The following is a 15,782-nucleotide window of genomic DNA, read 5'->3' as shown; positions in this document are numbered from 1 at the left end:
CGGCCCCGCTTCTCATCCCGCGACGGGGTCGGTCCAGGCGACCTGGACCTGCTCGGGCGGCACGCCGCGGCGCGCCAGCAGCGCCCGGCCCTCCGGGAGCCGCCGGGACGCGGCGCCGTTGGCCAGCCGGCCCTCCATCCGGTCGCCGGAGAACAGCACCCCGGGCGACGACATCTCGGTCAGCGCCTGCAGCACCGGCTCGTACAGCGCCCGCGCCGCCCCGCCGGTACGCCGCGCGACGATCAGGTGCAGCCCCAGGTCGGCGCCCTGCGGCAGGAACTCCAGCAGCGGCGCGAGCGGGTTCGCGCCGCCCGCGGTGACCAGGTCGAGGTCGTCGGCCACCACGAACATCTCCAGCCCCTTCCACCAGGACCGCTCGCGCAGCTGGCGCGGCGTGACGTCCGGCCCCGGCAGCCGCTTGCGGATCTGCTCCGCGACCTCGGTGAGGATCTGCCCGGCGTGGTTGCGCTCGGTGCAGTACGCCAGCTGGTGCGGGGTCTCGATCAGCCCCAGATGGCTGCGCCGCGGATCGATCAGCACGATGCCGACGCCCTCGTACGGCGCCGCGGCGATCTGCCGCAGCAGCGTGCGGAGCAGCGCGGACTTGCCGGTGCGCGGGTCCCCGTACACGACCAGGTGCGGATCGGCGAGCAGGTCGAGCCGGGCGGGGCCGAGGTCGCGGTCGCTCACGCCGACGAGCAGCGAGGTGACCGGGTCCGCGGGCGCGGCGGCCGGCAGCTCGGCCAGGTCCACGTGCTCGGGCAGCACCCGCACGGACGCGACCGACGGGCCGGACCAGCGCGCGACCGCCTCGTCGATCAGCGCCCGCTCGGCCGTCGCGAGATCGTCCAGCCCGGTGCCGCCGTCGATCCGGGGCAGCGCGACCTGCCCGACCCGCTCGCCCGGCAGCAGGATCCGGCCCGGCCGGTCGCGCGGCAGCTTCTCGGCGGCCCGGCGGCCGATCGCGGAGTCGTACGGGTCGGTCAGCCGCAGCTCGATCCGGCCGCCGAACGCCGACTGCGTCTTGGACCGCACCTGCGACGTCGCGCCCGCCGTCACGACGGTGTGCAGGCCCAGCGCGGGACCGCGGGTCACCAGCCCGGCCAGCCGCTCGTCCAGGTCCTCGAACGCCTCGCGGGCCGCCGCCAGGCCGTCGATGAGCAGGAAGACGTCGCCGTACACCGACTCGGGCACCCGGCCGCTCGCGCGGGCGCGGCGCAGCGCGGCGGGGGAGTCGAGCCGGTGGCGGCGCATCAGCCGCTCCCGCTCGTCCAGCAGGCCCGCGAGGTCGGTGAGGACCCGCTCCACCCGTTCGGGATCGGAACGGGTCGCGACCGTCGCCACGTGCGGCAGCCGCTCCAGCGGGGTCAGGGCGCCGCCGCCGTAGTCGAGGCAGTAGACGGCGACGCGGCCCGGCGGGTAGCGCAGCGCCAGGCTCGCGACCAGCGTGCGCAGCAGCACCGACTTGCCGGTCTGCGGGCCGCCGAGCACCATCACGTTGCCGTCGCCGCCCGCGAAGTCCCAGCGCGCCGGCTCCTGCCGCTGCTCGCGCGGCAGGTCCGTCAGGCCGAGCACGCCGACCAGCTCCTCGGGATCGTCGGAAGGCTCGCCGAGGACCTCGTCCAGCGGCAGCGCGTCCGGCAGCGGCGGCACCCACACCGGCCGCACGGGCGGCGCGCCCGCCTGAGCCATCCGGTCCACGAGGACCTTCAGGACGCTCCGGCCGGCCGGGGCGGCGGGCACGGGGGACGCGGCGCCGTCCGGATCACCGGCGGCGAGCAGGGCGCCCAGGCCGTTGCCGGGAAGGAGCGGCAGTACCGGGAGCGCGGCCCGTTCCGCGCCGCGCGGCGGCGAGTACGGGCCGGACACCATCGCCGCCTTGAAGCGCTCGAACACCGAGGTGTCGACCTTGAGGATGCCCGACCCGGGCTCGGGCGGCAGCCGGTAGGCGTCCGGGACGCCGATGGCCTCGCGGCTCTCGCCCTCGGAGAACGTGCGCAGCCCGATCCGGTACGACAGGTGCGACTCCAGCCCGCGGATCTTCCCGGACTCCAGCCGCTGCGTGGCCAGCAGCAGATGGATCCCGATCGACCGGCCGATCCGGCCCACCGCGACGAACAGGTCGGCGAAGTCGGGATGCGCGGTGAGCAGCTCGGAGAACTCGTCGATGATCACCAGCAGGTGCGGCAGCGGCTCCAGATCGGTACGGCCGGCCGCGCGCAGCTCCTCGTAGGCGTGCACGTTCGGCAGCGCGCCGCAGTCCTTGAGGAGCTGCTGGCGGCGGGCCATCTCGCCGTACAGCGCCTCGTGGAACCGCTCGACCAGGGCGTCGTCCCCGGCCAGGTTGGTGATCATGCCGGCGGAGTGCGGCAGCGCGTCCATGTCCGCGAACGTGGCGCCGCCCTTGAAGTCGACCAGCAGCAGCGCCAGCCGGTCCGGCGGATGGCCGATCGCCAGCGCGGCGACCAGCGTGCGCAGCATCTCCGACTTGCCCGAGCCGGTGGCGCCGACCACCAGCCCGTGCGGCCCCATGCCGCCGAACGCCGACTCCTTCAGGTCCAGCAGCACCGGCTGCCCGGACGGCCCGACCCCGACCGGGACGCGCAGGAAGTCGCCGCCGGGCCGCGGGCGCCAGGTCCGGCCGGTGTCGAGCGCCGCCGGGTCGCGGACGCCGAGGATGTCGGCCAGCCCGACGGTGGCGTGCAGCGCGTCGCCGGCGTCCGCGGCGGACGCGCGCAACGGCGCCAGCTCCCGCGCCAGCTCGGTGAGCAGCGCGCCGTCCGCCCGGTCGGCCGTGCCGTGGACCGGTTCCGGCAGCGGCTCGGGAGCGGCCGCGCCGGCCGGGGCGGGCGCGTCGGGAGTGCCGGCCCGGGCCGGATCCGGGACGGGCACCAGCCGCTCGATCGTCAGGGCGCCGTCGCCGCCGACGCTCACCCGGACCTCGACCGCCTCCGGCTCCTCCCGCCGGTCCGTCACCAGCACGATCACGTGCATGCCGAGCATCGCCAGGGACGGTACGGGCGCCGCCGACGCGAGCCCGGTGAGGATCGACTGGTACTCGCCGTCCACCACGACCACCAGCCGCCGCGTCCCCGGGCCCGGCGGGCGCCCGCGCCGCCGCTGCCAGGCGACCGTGCGCTCCTCGATCTCGGCCTCCAGCAGCTCCGCCATCTGCAGCGTGTTCGCCGCGACCAGGCGGGCGGGCAGCGGGCCGTCCAGCAGGCCGTCCGCGGCGTTGTGCGGCAGCCACTTCAGCCAGTCCCACTCCACCGCCAGCCGCCCGTCCCGGACCACGGCGAGCGCGGCGTCGGCGGGCGAGGTGGACGCCGCGAGCTGGGCGGCGAGCGCGCGGGCCAGGTCACGGCCGGCCGCCCGGTCCGCGACGATCGAGACCGTTCCGGCGTCGGCGAGCGGCAGCTCCAGCGGCTCGCCCGCGACGCGGCCGTAGTGCGCGACGAGGCGCTCGGCGGCGTCCAGGCAGATCGGGTCGTACACGGTGAGCGGGTCGGCGCGGTCGATGCGGGCGCTGAGCGGGCGGGCCAGCGGCACGGTGCCGGTCCCGGCGCGCAGCCGCAGGAAGTCGGGATCGGACGCGCGCCGCTCCCACCGGCGGCCCGGCAGCCGGGCCAGGTCGGGCAGCGCCGCGGGCGGCGGGTGCCGGACGGCGGACGCCGCGCGCTGCGCCGCCACCACCTCCCTGATCGTGGCGCGCAGCCCGTCGAGGTAGTCCAGGTAGCGTTCGCGCTGCTCGCGGACGCGCCGCCGCGGCCCGTTGTACTGCGACAGGAACATCACCAGGCCGACCGTCACGCTGGCGACCATGAACAGCAGCCCGGCCGCGGCGAACAGCGGGCGGCGGCCCAGCGTCAGCGTCATCAGCAGCCCGCCCGCCCCGGACACCACCGGCATCATGATCATCGCGCTCATCCCGCCGAGCGGCGCGTTCTCCGGCAGCTGCGGCGGCGCCGCCAGCACCAGCCGCTCGCCGCCCGGGTCGGGCACCGGCCGCCGCGGGGGCCGCCGTACCGGGGTCGTGGCCACCGTGTTCCCCTTCCGTACACCCGCCGGTCGGCCCCGCTTCAGCGGAGCGGGCCATGCTGGCGCTCGTCTCCTGCCCGAACGATGATCTTCCTGCCGCCGGACGACGGCCGGGAGAACGGAAGGTGAGCCGCGCGTGACGACCCGAGGATGGCGCTGGTGAACGGCACGGCACCGGCCCTGAACGGTCACGCGCCGACCAGCCCACACGCCTACGACGCGCAGGCGTACAACGCACAGGGCCACGGCACGCAGGGGTACGGCACACAGGGGTACGGCACGCAGGGGCACGGCGGGCACGCGCACGGCGGGCACGCGCACGGCGGGCACGCGCCGGAGAGCGCGAGGGCGTACGACGCGCAGGCGGGCAGCGGGCAGGCGGAGAGTGGTGAGGCGGCGGCGGACGGGTACTGCCGGGTGACGGTGGCCGGGCCGCGGCGGCGGGCGGATCTGGTGCTGCCGGGCGGCGTGCCGGTGGCGGTGCTGCTGCCGCGGCTGATGGAGATCTGCGTCCCGGACCGGGACGGCGCGGACCCCGCCGCGTGGCGGCTGGCGCGGCTGGACGGGCGGCCGGTCGCGGCGGCGGAGTCGCTGGAGGCCGCCGGGGTGGCGGACGGCGAGGTGCTGATGCTGCACCCGCGCTCGGTCCGCGTCCGGCCCGCCGAGGTGGAGGACGTCCGGGGCGCGGTCGAGGACCATGTGGACGGCTCGGTCCCGCTCTGGGGGCCCCGCACGACGCTGGCGTTCGCGCTGGTCATGGCCGCCGCGGGCCCGCTCGCGGCCGCCGCGGCCGCCGGGTGGGCCACCGCGTGGGACCTGCCCGCCGGCACGGCCGCCGGCCGGGCCGCCTGCGCGCTGGCCGCGGCGCTCGCCGCGGTGGCCGCCGCCTGGACGTGCGGCGACCGGCCGGTCCTGGGCCGGATCATGGCCGGCGCGGGCTGCCTGTGGGGCGGGCTGGCGGCGGCGCTGGCCGGTACCGCCCTGGCCGGCGCGGCGCCCGTACCGGCCGCGCTCGGGGCGCTCGCCGCGACCGGGGCGCTGGCGGCGGCGGGCCTGGCGTGGGCGCGGCTGCCGGCGGCGCTGCCGTTCGTGAGCGGGACGGCGGTCCTGGTCGGCGCGGCGGGCGTGCTGTCGACCGGCGCGCTGATCGGCGCGCCCGCGCAGGGCGTACGGGTGACGGCGGTCCTCCTGGTGCTCGCGGTGGGCGCGCTGCCCCGCGCCGCGATGACGCTCGGCGGTCTCGCGGGCGCCGACCAGCGGGCGCGCGAGCACGGCCGGATCCCGGCCGGGCAGGTCGACGAGCGGCTGCGCACGACCGAGGACCTGCTCATCGGGGCGCTGGCGGGCCTGGGGACGGGCGCGGTGCTCACGCTCCTGGTCCTGGCGGCCGGCGGGCCCCGCGACCAGGTGCTGGCGGCCGTCGCGGCGGCGGCGCTGGTGCTGCGCTCGCGGATGTTCGACCGGGTGGCGCACGTGCTGAGCGTGCGGGTGCCGGGGGCCGCGGGGCTGGGCGCGGTCGCCGTGGCGGCGGCCGCGGAGCAGGACCGGCTGGCCGGCTGGACGCCGGCGCTCGCCCTGGCCGCCGCGGTCATCGTGTGCGGGCTGAGCGCCGTACCGCTGCCGCCGGTGCCGCGCGCCCGGCTCCGCCGCGTCCTCGACTGGACCGAGACGCTGGCGATCGTGGCGATGGCGGTCGCCGCCGCCGCGTCCATGGGCCTCTTCGACCGCGTCCGCGACCTGTCGTTCTAGCCCGCGGCCGCCGCGCCGCGCCGCGTTGACTCGTGGCGTGTCGTCCTGTTGCGAGGGCTCCGCAGGGGAGACACGCCACGAGTCGACGTCGTGGGCGGGCTACTTCCAGTAGTTCATCGTCCGGCCTTGGCGGACGTACTGCTTGTAGTGGTCGGGGTTGGTGGCGGCGTTGGCGTGGAAGACGTCGGCGTACTCGCGTTCCTGGACCTCCAGCAGGTCCCGGAAGCCGGGCACCGACTCGTCCAGCAGCGCGCGCGCCGCGTCCTCGGCGCGGTCCAGCTCGCTGCCCGGCACCTCGTCCAGCCGCCTGATCGGACGGTCCGCGCCGCCCTCGCCGCGCAGGACCTCCGGTACGTCGTCCAGCTCGATCCGGCCGTCGCGGACGGCGGCGTCGATGACGGTCAGCATCGTCTCCCGGGTCAGCCCGGCGCGCGAGTACTGCTGCTGCCCGTTCGGCAGCTGGATCTCCATGCCGGGCGTGGCGATCGCGCCCCGGAAGTCGTAGCGGTACGCCTCCTTGCCGACGCCGATGAGGGCCTTGGCGATGGAGCCGAAGACGGGCACGTTGCCGACCGTCTCCTTGATGAAGCCGGAGGCGAACGTCTTGCCGTTCACCTCCCGCAACTGGGCGTCCATGGCCGCGTCGTGCCGGTTGCCGGTACGGTCCATCGCCTCGTTGAGCAGCCCCGCGTCCAGGTAGGCGCGCAGCCTGGCGTTCGCGCCGCCGAACCGGGACGCGCCGTCCTGGCCGGGATCGGTGACGTAGCCGTTCAGGCCGTGGTGCTCGTACGCCTCGACCCCCGCGATCAGGTGCCGCGCGGCGCCCTCGTCGCCCGCGATCAGCTCGAAGAAGCGGGCGCGGTCGCCGTAGGCGACCTCCAGGTTCCCCGAGCCGTACGCGGTCCTGTCCGGATCGTCCTGGAGGCGGGCGAAGTCGTCGAGGTAGGTGATCCCGATCTTCGCGAAGCCGCGCGACAGCTCGGGGTTGACCATCCCCATCGAGTCCTTGCCGCCGACGCCGGTGTCGGTGAGCGAGGCGTAGATCCCGCCGGTGTCGGTGACGGTGTCGATGAGGGCGGCGGCGGCCTCGCCGGCGAGGTCCTCGTCCACGCCGTCGCGGTGGATCCACTCGGTCAGCCCGGCCGCCGCGCGCCCATCGTCGCTCCAGTCGTGGGTGTAGAGGGACCGGAGCAGCTCCGGGGTGGCCTCGCCGATCGTGCCGGGATCGTAGTCGCCGGTGAGGATCGCGTGGTTCGCCTCCTCGTTCCGGGTGGCGACGCCGAGGATCGCGGCGGCCGCCGCGTCGGTGAGCCGCGTGTCGCTCTCGAAGCGGTTCGCGTGGGACGTGACCACGTCGAGGTAGTGCGGCGTGACGGCGATCAGCTCGGTGGAGAACCGCTCGCCGCCGGTGAGGCCCGGGTCGGCCTCGCCGAGCAGCGCGGCGAGCGCCGTGTAGTCCTGCCCCCAGCCCTCGTGCGGCGTCATGGCGCCGCCGTCGGCGACCACGTTCCCCTTGAACAGGTTCCGCACGGTTGCGGGCAGCCGGTCGTAGCCGCCGCCGAGCCGCTCGTTCGACAGCATCAGCAGGCCGCTGCCGACCGCCCGGAGCGTGTCGTCCCGCAGCCGCGGCCGGCCGCCGAGGCCGGTGCCTGCGGTCACGAACCCCGGCACCATCAGCAGGACGTCGTCGCCCAGCTCGCCGTAGAAGCCTTCGAGGTAGCCGAGGACCGCCGGGTCGAGCCTCTCGCCGTCGCGCTCCCTGGCCGCGCCCTGCCTCATCGCGGCGGTCAGCGCCGCGATGATCGCGGCGTAGCCGGCGTCGGGCGGCAGGTCGCCGTCCAGGTAGGAGCGCAGCGCCTCCGCGTCGAGCGCGCCCGCCTCCGGGTCCAGCGGCAGCGGCGCCTCGGCGCCCCGGATGTTGTACGGCGCCCAGCCCAGCATCCCGTGCTCGACCAGATGGCGCAGGTTCTGCGGGGTCGGGCCCTGGGTGAGCTGGCGGCCGCGCAGCCCGGCCTTGCTCTGGAGCTCCTCCCAGAGCGCGTTCGCCTCGCCGTTCAGCTCCCGCAGCAGGGACGCCTCGGCGGCGGCGCGGCGGCGCGCGAAGTCCTCGGCGAACTCGGTCTCCCGCTCCATCCGCTCCGCCGGGTCGAGCGGCGCGAACTCGGGGCGCGGCTCGATCCGCTGGACGCCGAAGTCGGCCGCCCTGGCGTCCTCCCACCGGCCGATGAGCGCCTGCCGCCGGCGCTTGAAGTCGCGGACGTCGCCCGCCCAGCCCTTGGTCACGCCCGCGCCGTACACCGCGGCCTCGACCGAGCCGCGCCAGTCCTCGGCGTTGTAGCGGCGCTGCCGCGAGATGTGCTCCGCGACCAGGTCGGAGAAGTTCATCGCCGCGCCGTTGAAGGCGCCCTCCAGCTCGCCGGTACGCCCCGTCAGCTGCCCGGCCACGCCGTAGAACGCGTCCACCGACATGTCGATCATCTCGGGGTCGGCGTCGGTGTCGCGGGGATCGAAGACCGCCATGTCAGCCCCGGGGGACCTGATGGTCGAGGTCGCGGCGCAGCAGGTCGGCGACCCCGGCGAAGTCGTCGTCGACGGCCCGGTCGGTGCGCGCCGCGTCGGCGCCGCCGGCCTCGACGTTGCCGCTCAGCGCCTCGCCGTGCGCCTGCACCCGCGCCATCTTCGACACGTTGTCGGTGCCGTACTCGGCGTACCCGCTCTGGATCGGCGACTCCGCGGCCCGCAGGTACGCGACGTCCACCGCCGACTGGAACATCGTGGTGATCCCGCGGAACGACATGGCGATCGTCCCCGCCTCGCCGCCCGCGCTCACCGCACCGTTCGGATTGACTCCGACCTCTGACATCAGACCCCCTCCCCGGCGAGGTTAATGATCTTCGCGGGTGCGTGCAGCAAGGGCCGGATGAACATTTCCGCACGGAGAGTTCACCTTCCGGCGGCCCCTCGATCACCTTGATCGTTTTGGCTGGACGCGATCCGCCGTGATCTTGGCGGCGGCGGTCCGGAGACGATCGGGGAGGCAGGATGAGCAACGAATTCGTCGGGCTGACGCAGGGCGACGCGCTGGGCCGGGGAGGCGAGCGGCTGGGCGGCGAGTCCCAGAACCTGCTGGCCCAGGCGCAGTCGCTGCGCGCCGACATGGAACGCGCCGGGGACGCCATCCAGGGCGCCGGGCTCTCCTCGCTGAACGGGGCGCTGCGCGCGCTCATGGACCACTGCGAGGGCCTGATCCGCTGGTGCGACGACAACGGCATCAAGCTCACCGACGCGCACACCGCCGTCGGTTCCACGGTGCAGCGCACCGTGGACGACTTCGACGTGGCCCAGGCGGGCCTGAACTCGATCCCCCGCCAGATCACGCTCTGACTTCTTCATCCGGGAGGACCCCATGGCAGGCCCAGGCTTCGAGGTGTACGGCCACTCCGGCAAGCTGGCCGGGCTCGCCGGCGACCAGGCGCACCACCTGTCCCGGCTGCGCGCGCTGCTCGCCCAGATCGACGGGCAGGCGCGCCGCACGCTGAACGAGTGGGAGGGCGCGGGCCGGGACGGCGCCCGCCGCCTCTTCGACGAGTACGAGCAGCGGTTCGAGCAGGTGAACGGCGAGTTCCAGAAGCTCATCACCAGCACCGAGGGCGCCGGGAACCAGTTCGGTGCCCTGGGCCGCCGGCTGGAGGGCATGTTCTGACCGGCCCCGAATCCCACCCCGGCGCCGGGCGCGGCGCCGGCGTGGAGCCCGTTCCGGCCGCGTTCCACGCGACGCCGTCGGCCGAGCGGTACGTCCTCCAGGCCGACGCGCTGCGCCGCCGGCAGCTGAACGGCGCGCTGCTGTACGGGTCGGGCCGCAGCTGGCGGCGCCGTCAGCGGGTGTGGCCCGCGGTGCTGGCCGGGCTGGTGGTCGTCGCGATCCTCATCGGGGCGCTCACGGTGGCGGGGGCGTTCCAGCGGCAGCGCGAGCTGAACCGCGAGCAGGAGCTGATGCGGACCGGCGGCACCGCCGTGCCGGCCGCCGGGGCCGCCGCCGGGGCCGCCGCCGGGGCCGCCGCCGGGGCCGCCGGCCGGCTCAGTCGGAGCGCTTGACCCGGCGGGTGCAGACGGGCTCGGCGTGCGCGACCCGGTCGACGTCCGCGACCGCGACGACCGTGAGGCAGTAGTCGACGCTCGGGTTCAGCGCGGTGACCACGACCTTCTCGGAGCCGGCCGGCGCGGTCGCCAGCGTGGAGGCCGGCTGCCCGTCCGGCCCGCCGACGACGTAGTACGCGGCCCTGCCCGCGCTGCGGTCCTGCCACGACACCTCGATCGTGACGCGGGCGTCGACGATCCGGACCCGGCCGGGCACGTACTCCTCGACGTTCCGCACGGCCGTCGGGGTGGAGGTGACCACCGGCGTTCCCGGCTCCGCCCGCGGCGCCTCCGGGGCGGTCCCGGGCCCGGAGAGCAGCGCCGCGACGCCGATCCCGGCGCCCACGACGGCGAGCGCGACCGCCGCCGCGACCACGCCGCCGAGCCGCCGCGCGGGCCGCAGCTTCCCGGCGCGGCCCCCCGCGCCCTCCCGTGCCGTGCCCGCCCGTGCCGGGGCGGGCTCCGGCCGCGGGGCGTCGGCTTCCCACGACCATCCCGGAAGCTCCTCCCAGACCGCCCGTTCCGGCCGCGGTGCCGCGACCGCGGTCTCCGGCATCTCCCGCAGGACCTCGTCCAGCGCCGCGGTGAAGGCCGCGGCCGAGGGACGTTCCGCCGGTTCCGCGCTCATCGCCGCCGCCATCGCGTCCCGCAGGCGCTCGGGCAGGCCGCCGCGCGGCAGCGGCGGTACGGGACCGGTCAGCGCCCGTTGCCGCACCGCCCACGGATCGTCGCCGGCGTACGGCGGGTGCCCGGCGAGCAGCGTCCAGAGCGTGGCGGCCAGCCCGTACACGTCGGCCGCCGCCGTGGGCGCGCCCCGCCGCAGGATCTCGGGCGCCGCGTGCCCCGCGTCGATCCGTTCCAGATCGCCGGTGTCCAGCCCGCGCAGCGCCGCCGCGCCGGACAGCAGCGCGCCCCCGCCGCCCCGGAAGAGGCGGCCGGGATGCACGTCGCCGTGGACGAGCCCCTCCGCGTGCAGCGCCAGCAGCCCCTTCCCGGCCGCGGCGGCGGCCCCGACCGCCTCCCGTGCCGGGAGCGGCCCGGCGGGCACGTACGTGCCGCCGCCGCAGAACTCCAGCGCCGCGTACGCCCGCCCGCTCGCCGTCCGGCCGGTCTCCCGCACGGTGACCAGGTGCTCGTCGCGGGAGGCGCGGACCAGCGCCGCCGACTCGTCCGGCGCCGGGTCGCCCCCGCCGCGCCGCACCCGCAGCGCGACCACGGCCCCGGACTCCTCGTGGACGGCCCGGTAGACGACCGCGCTCGCCCCGCGATGCAGGATCGACAGATCGCGGTAACCGGGCACCAGGCTCGCCGCGTTCCCGGCGCTGGGCGTGGAGATGGCCCCTCCCCGACATCCTCGACCGCCCACCACCCGTCCGGCGGGCCGCCGTCCAGTCTGGTCGCCCGGTGCGGTCCCGCACCCCTCGGGGGGCCGTGAAAGCGGATCGTTCGGCGGGCCGTCACCGGTCCGACGCCGGCGCTCCATCCGCCGTTAGGGCGGTGAGGTGGGCCCGTACGGCGGCCGTGGTGCGGGTGCGGTCGCCGGTGGCCAGGAGGTCGAGGAGGGCTCCGCGCAGGACCGCGAGGACGAGGGTGCGGCGGGCCTCGCCGGCGGGGGCGGTGCGTTCGGCGGGGGGCTGCGCCTCGGCGAGGAGGGCGAGCCAGTCGTCGACGGTGGCGGTGGCGAAGCCGTGCCAGGGGCCGTCCCGGACGACCAGCGAGCGGCCGTACCCCTCGGCCCACAGGGCCAGCAGCGGGCGGTGGGCGGGGGCGGACAGCCAGTTCCAGACCTGCTCGGCGGCGGTCGCGAGGTCGAGCGCGCCCTGCTCGCGCAGGCGTTCCAGGAGGGCGAGCTCGTCGGCGCGGGCGCGGGCCAGCAGGGCGCGCACGAGGCCGTCCTTGCTGCCGAACAGGTACAGGAGCACGCGCGGGCTGGAGCCGATCGCGGCGGCGAGGGGGCGCAGCGACAGGTCGGCGAGGCCATGTTCGAGGACGTACCGGTAGGCGAGTTCGAGCAGCTCCGTCTGCCGGGCGGACGGAGCGGAAGGGGCGGACGTGTCGCTGGCCACGGTGCTACCCTAGCCGTACTGAAACAGTCGTGTCAGTGCGGGAGGATGGCCGATGAGCGACCCGGGCGAGGCGAACGTGACCGTACGGCGGCTGGGCGAGCCCGGCGACCTCGGCTGGGTCGTGCAGGCCCACGGCGAGGTGTACGCCGAGCAGTTCGGCTGGGACCAGTCGTTCGAGGCGCTGGTGGCCCAGATCGTCGCCGACTACGGGACGAAACGGGACCCGCGGCGGGAGGCCGCCTGGATCGCCGAGCTCGGCGGGCGGCGCGTCGGCTGCGTCTTCTGCGTCGCCGACCCGGCGGAGACGGCGCGGCTGCGGATCCTGCTGGTGCACCCGTCGGCGCGCGGGCTCGGCCTCGGCTCCCGGCTGGTGGACGAGTGCCTGCGGTTCGCGAAGGAGGCCGGGTACCGGCGGATCACCCTGTGGACGAACGACGTCCTGGTCTCGGCCCGGCGCATCTACGAGGCCGCGGGCTTCGAGCTGGTCGACGAGGAGAACCACCGCAGCTTCGGGCACGACCTCGTCGGCCAGAACTGGACCCGCGACCTCTGAGACCCGCCGGGCCCGCCGAACCGCGGCCGGGCGCTCGGGCCGGGGCCGAATCGGCCGAATGAAAGCGCAGATGGGCGCCTGAAACGGCATCGCGCTATAGCGGAATGGTCATGCGGCCCTTTCCAAAGGGCCGGAAGTACGCTACGCTAACTACTGGTGTGCCGGGAAGCCTGGTCGGCGAGACAGCATTGGTCTGCCGATCAGGAGGTGCGCACCGTGAGCCGATTCGGCACCTTGAACTGCCCCGTGTCCGTGGGCGATCTCCTGCACATGCCCGCCGCCCTGCGCGCCTTCGTGCGCGCGGCCGCCTTCCCTGATCAGGGGACCGCCGGGCACGGCGCGGCGCCGCGGCGCCCGAGCTGACGCCCTTTCCGGCGCCTTCCCCGCTTCTTTCCGATCACCGATCGCTGATCGCCGCCCGCCGGGCGGCGGTCCGATGACACCTGTCATCCTCACGGAAGCGTGCCATTCGCATGGGCGAATTCATTGATGTCGCACTGGGTTTTCCGACCGCGCTTTTCACCTTTCCGCTGATCGTCGTCGCCGGTTACTGGTTGCTGGCGGCGGTCGGCCTGGACGTCCTCGACGCCGATACAGGGGCCGGCGTCGGGGACGCCCTCGCCGCGGCCAGGCTGGGCGGCGCGCCCGTGACCGTGGCGATGTCCGCGCTGGTCGCGGTCGCGTGGTTCGCGAGCCTGGCCGGCTCCGCGCTGGGCGTGCCCGGCGCGGTGACGCTGCCCGCCGCGCTCGCGGCGTCCTGGCTGGCCACGGCCGCGCTGGTACGCGCGGTCCGCCGGTTCGTCCCGGCCGGATGGGCGGCGGCCGCGGGCGGCTCGCGCCGCGACCTGGTGGGCCGGACGTGCGTGATCCGCACCGGCCGGGTCGGCGCGGACTTCGGGCAGGCCGAGGTCACCGCGGACGACGGGACGTCCGCGGTGGTGCAGGTCAGGGTGCCGGACTCGGACCTGGCGGTGGCGGGACGGGCGGAACCCGGCGCCCTCACCCGCGGCAGCGCCGCGCTGATCTTCGACTACGACCCCGCCGGCGAGTTCTTCTGGGTCATGCCGTACGACGCGGCGCCCGGCCTGGACTGACCGCCGGCCTCCCACTCGGACCCGCAGGCCCCGCATTCCCTTTCCTCCCTTCTCACAGACAGGGATCCCAGATGGATGCCATAACGATCGGCGCGGGCGTGGTGCTCGCCCTGGCGCTGCTGGTCGTCCTCGCACTCGTGCTGATGGTGACCAGGCTGTTCCGCAAGGTCGAGCAGGGCCGCGCCCTGATCATCTCCAAGCTCCGGAAGGTGGACGTGACGTTCACCGGCGCGATCGTGCTGCCGGTGCTGCACAAGGCCGAGCAGATGGACATCTCGGTCAAGACCATCGAGATCGAGCGGACCGGCCGGGACGGGCTGATCTGCAAGGACAACATCCGCGCCGACATCCGCATCACGTTCTTCGTCCGGGTCAACAAGACCGCCGAGGACGTGAAGAAGGTGGCCGCCGCGATCGGCACGGCCCGCGCGAGCAGCCAGGAGACGCTGCAGGAGCTGTTCTCGGCCAAGTTCTCCGAGGCCCTCAAGACCGTCGGCAAGCAGCTGGACTTCGCCGACCTCTACACCCGGCGCAACGAGTTCCGGGACGCGATCATCCAGGTCATCGGCACCGATCTGAACGGCTACAGCCTGGAGGACGCGGCGATCGACTACCTGGAGCAGACGTCGCTGCTCTCGCTCGACAAGTCCAACATCCTGGACGCCCAGGGCATCCGGAAGATCACCGAGCTGACCGCGCTGGAGCACGTCCGGACCAACGAGCTGGCCCGCAACGAGGAGAAGGAGATCGCCCGGCAGGACGTCGAGGCGCGCGAGGCGATCCTGGAGCTGGAGCGGCGGCAGGCCGACGCGGAGCTGAAGCAGCAGCGCGAGGTCGAGACCGTGCGGGCCCGCGAGCAGGCGGAGATCGAGCGCGTCCAGGCGGAGGAGCGGCTGCGCGCGCAGACCGCGCACCTGCGCACCGACGAGGCGCTGGGCGTCCAGACCGAGAACCGCAACCGGGAGGTCGCGGTCGCGGCGAAGAACAAGGAGCGGGTCATCGCGATCGAGAGCGAGCGGATCGAGAAGGACCGCCTGCTGGAGGTCATCGCCCGCGAGCGCGCCACCGAGCTGACCCGCATCGAGGCGGACAAGGAGATCGAGGCGGAGCGGCGGGAGATCGCCAACGTGGTCCGGGAGCGGATCGCGGTCGAGCGCACGGTCGCCGAGCAGGAGGAGCACATCAAGCGGCTGCGCGTGGTCGAGGAGGCCGAGCGGACCCGCCAGGCCGTGATCATCCAGGCCGAGGCGGAGGCGCAGGAGAACCTGGTCAAGGACATCAAGGCCGCCGAGGCGGCCGAGGCCGCCGCCGCGCACAAGGCGCGCGAGGCGCTCGTGCTGGCCGAGGCCCGCGAGCGGACGGCCGAGCTGGACGCCCGCGCCAAGGTGCGGCTCGCCGAGGGGATCCAGGCGGAGACGGCCGCGGCCGGGCTCGCCGACGTGCAGGTGCGCGAGCGGAACGCCGAGGCGATCGAGCGGACCGGGCACGCCGAGGCCGCGGCCGCGCGGGAGCTGGCGATGGCCGAGGCGGTCGCCGTACGGGAGAAGCTGAAGGCCGAGGCCGAGGGCCTCACCGAGAAGGCGGCGGCGATGGCGGCGCTGGACGACGCCACCCGCCAGCACGAGGAGTACCGGCTGCGGCTGGAGGCCGAGAAGGACGTCCGGATGGCCGGCATCGACGTGCAGCGGCAGGTCGCCGAGGCGCAGGCGGCGGTGCTCGCGGCCGGGCTGGAGCAGGCCGACATCAGCATCGTCGGCGGCGAGAGCGTGTTCTTCGACCGGCTCATGGGCGCGATCTCGCTCGGCAAGAGCGTCGACGGGTTCGTGGGCAACTCCGCCACCGCGCGCGAGCTGGCCGGGCCGTGGCTGGACGGCACGCGCAGCTTCACCGACGACCTCGCGGGGCTGCTCGGCTCGCTGGACACCTCGGGCGTCCGCGACCTGACGCTGTCCGCGCTGCTGCTGCGGCTCATCAAGCAGGGCGGCCCGGACAGCGGCCGGATGCGCGAGCTGCTGGAGACGGCGCAGCGGCTCGGCGTGGCCGACATGCCGGTCGCCGAGCTGGACGCGCCCAACCACGCGGGCGACCACGCGCCCGTGAACCTCACGTCCAACTGACCGAGCCGGATCCGGAGGAGGACCACCG

13 protein-coding genes are annotated in these 15,782 nt (G+C 75.4%); 8 read left to right on the top strand and 5 right to left on the bottom strand.

The genetic code is table 11. The features are described 5' to 3' along the window. Positions 1–12: 12 nt before the first annotated feature. Positions 13–3,975 carry a type VII secretion protein EccCa gene (eccCa, locus tag ACA361_RS37640; RefSeq protein ID WP_375019950.1) on the bottom strand — a complete coding sequence of 1,321 codons (3,963 nt, stop codon included), beginning with the start codon at positions 3,973–3,975 and terminating at the stop codon, positions 13–15. A gap of 222 nt (positions 3,976–4,197) precedes the next feature. Here eccCa and eccD point away from each other — a divergent pair, with 222 nt between their 5' ends. Continuing rightward, the gene (gene eccD / locus ACA361_RS37635; protein ID WP_375019901.1) at positions 4,198–5,787 is read left to right on the top strand and encodes a type VII secretion integral membrane protein EccD; all 1,590 of its coding nucleotides are present in this window, start codon (positions 4,198–4,200) and stop codon (positions 5,785–5,787) included. A 99-nt stretch (positions 5,788–5,886) separates the two neighbouring features. Here the strand turns inward: eccD and ACA361_RS37630 are convergent, their stop codons facing one another. Beyond that, positions 5,887–8,307 (bottom strand): hypothetical protein, encoded by a 2,421-nt coding sequence (locus ACA361_RS37630; protein ID WP_375019900.1) that lies wholly within the window; start codon positions 8,305–8,307, stop codon positions 5,887–5,889. A gap of 1 nt (position 8,308) precedes the next feature. Beyond that, positions 8,309–8,650 carry a hypothetical protein gene (locus ACA361_RS37625; protein ID WP_375019899.1) on the bottom strand — a complete coding sequence of 114 codons (342 nt, stop codon included), beginning with the start codon at positions 8,648–8,650 and terminating at the stop codon, positions 8,309–8,311. A gap of 179 nt (positions 8,651–8,829) precedes the next feature. Between ACA361_RS37625 and ACA361_RS37620 the strand changes: the two genes are divergently transcribed. Genes ACA361_RS37620 through ACA361_RS37610 form a run of 3 tightly spaced genes read left to right on the top strand, consistent with a single transcriptional unit; the run spans position 8,830 to position 9,882 of the window. Then, the gene (locus tag ACA361_RS37620) at positions 8,830–9,171 is read left to right on the top strand and encodes a hypothetical protein (protein WP_375019898.1); all 342 of its coding nucleotides are present in this window, start codon (positions 8,830–8,832) and stop codon (positions 9,169–9,171) included. Positions 9,172–9,193: 22 nt separating this feature from the next. Next, the gene (locus tag ACA361_RS37615) at positions 9,194–9,490 is read left to right on the top strand and encodes a hypothetical protein (protein ID WP_375019897.1); all 297 of its coding nucleotides are present in this window, start codon (positions 9,194–9,196) and stop codon (positions 9,488–9,490) included. Between the two features lie 41 nt (positions 9,491–9,531). Further along, a complete protein-coding gene (locus ACA361_RS37610) occupies positions 9,532–9,882 on the top strand; it encodes a hypothetical protein (RefSeq protein ID WP_375019896.1) in 351 nt (116 codons plus the stop codon). Here the strand turns inward: ACA361_RS37610 and ACA361_RS37605 are convergent. Both ACA361_RS37605 and ACA361_RS37600 read right to left on the bottom strand, forming a co-directional pair. After that, positions 9,866–11,224, bottom strand: a complete 1,359-nt coding sequence (locus ACA361_RS37605; RefSeq protein WP_375019895.1) for a serine/threonine protein kinase — start codon at positions 11,222–11,224, stop codon at positions 9,866–9,868. The two genes, ACA361_RS37610 and ACA361_RS37605, sit on opposite strands and share 17 nt — an antisense overlap. Positions 11,225–11,381: 157 nt before the next feature. Beyond that, entirely contained in the window at positions 11,382–11,990 is a 609-nt protein-coding gene (locus ACA361_RS37600; protein ID WP_375019894.1) for a TetR family transcriptional regulator, read from the bottom strand. Positions 11,991–12,042: 52 nt separating this feature from the next. On the opposite strand from ACA361_RS37600, the gene ACA361_RS37595 reads away from it, so the two are divergent. The 4 genes from ACA361_RS37595 (at position 12,043) to ACA361_RS37580 (ending at position 15,754) form a co-directional block, all read left to right on the top strand. Next, positions 12,043–12,543, top strand: coding sequence for a GNAT family N-acetyltransferase (locus ACA361_RS37595; RefSeq protein WP_375019893.1), 501 nt, complete (start codon positions 12,043–12,045; stop codon positions 12,541–12,543). 216 nt (positions 12,544–12,759) lie between these two features. After that, positions 12,760–12,906: a hypothetical protein gene (locus ACA361_RS37590; RefSeq protein ID WP_375019892.1), complete on the top strand. Its 147-nt coding sequence runs from the start codon at positions 12,760–12,762 to the stop codon at positions 12,904–12,906. Positions 12,907–13,016: 110 nt separating this feature from the next. Continuing rightward, positions 13,017–13,637: a hypothetical protein gene (locus ACA361_RS37585; protein WP_375019891.1), complete on the top strand. Its 621-nt coding sequence runs from the start codon at positions 13,017–13,019 to the stop codon at positions 13,635–13,637. A 71-nt stretch (positions 13,638–13,708) separates the two neighbouring features. After that, entirely contained in the window at positions 13,709–15,754 is a 2,046-nt protein-coding gene (locus ACA361_RS37580) for a flotillin family protein (protein ID WP_375019890.1), read from the top strand. Positions 15,755–15,782 lie beyond the last annotated feature (28 nt).

The sequence above is a fragment of the Actinomadura sp. 21ATH genome (genome assembly GCF_041951345.1).
GTDB lineage: Bacteria > Actinomycetota > Actinomycetes > Streptosporangiales > Streptosporangiaceae > Spirillospora.
This window is presented reverse-complemented; position numbering and strand designations above follow the sequence as displayed.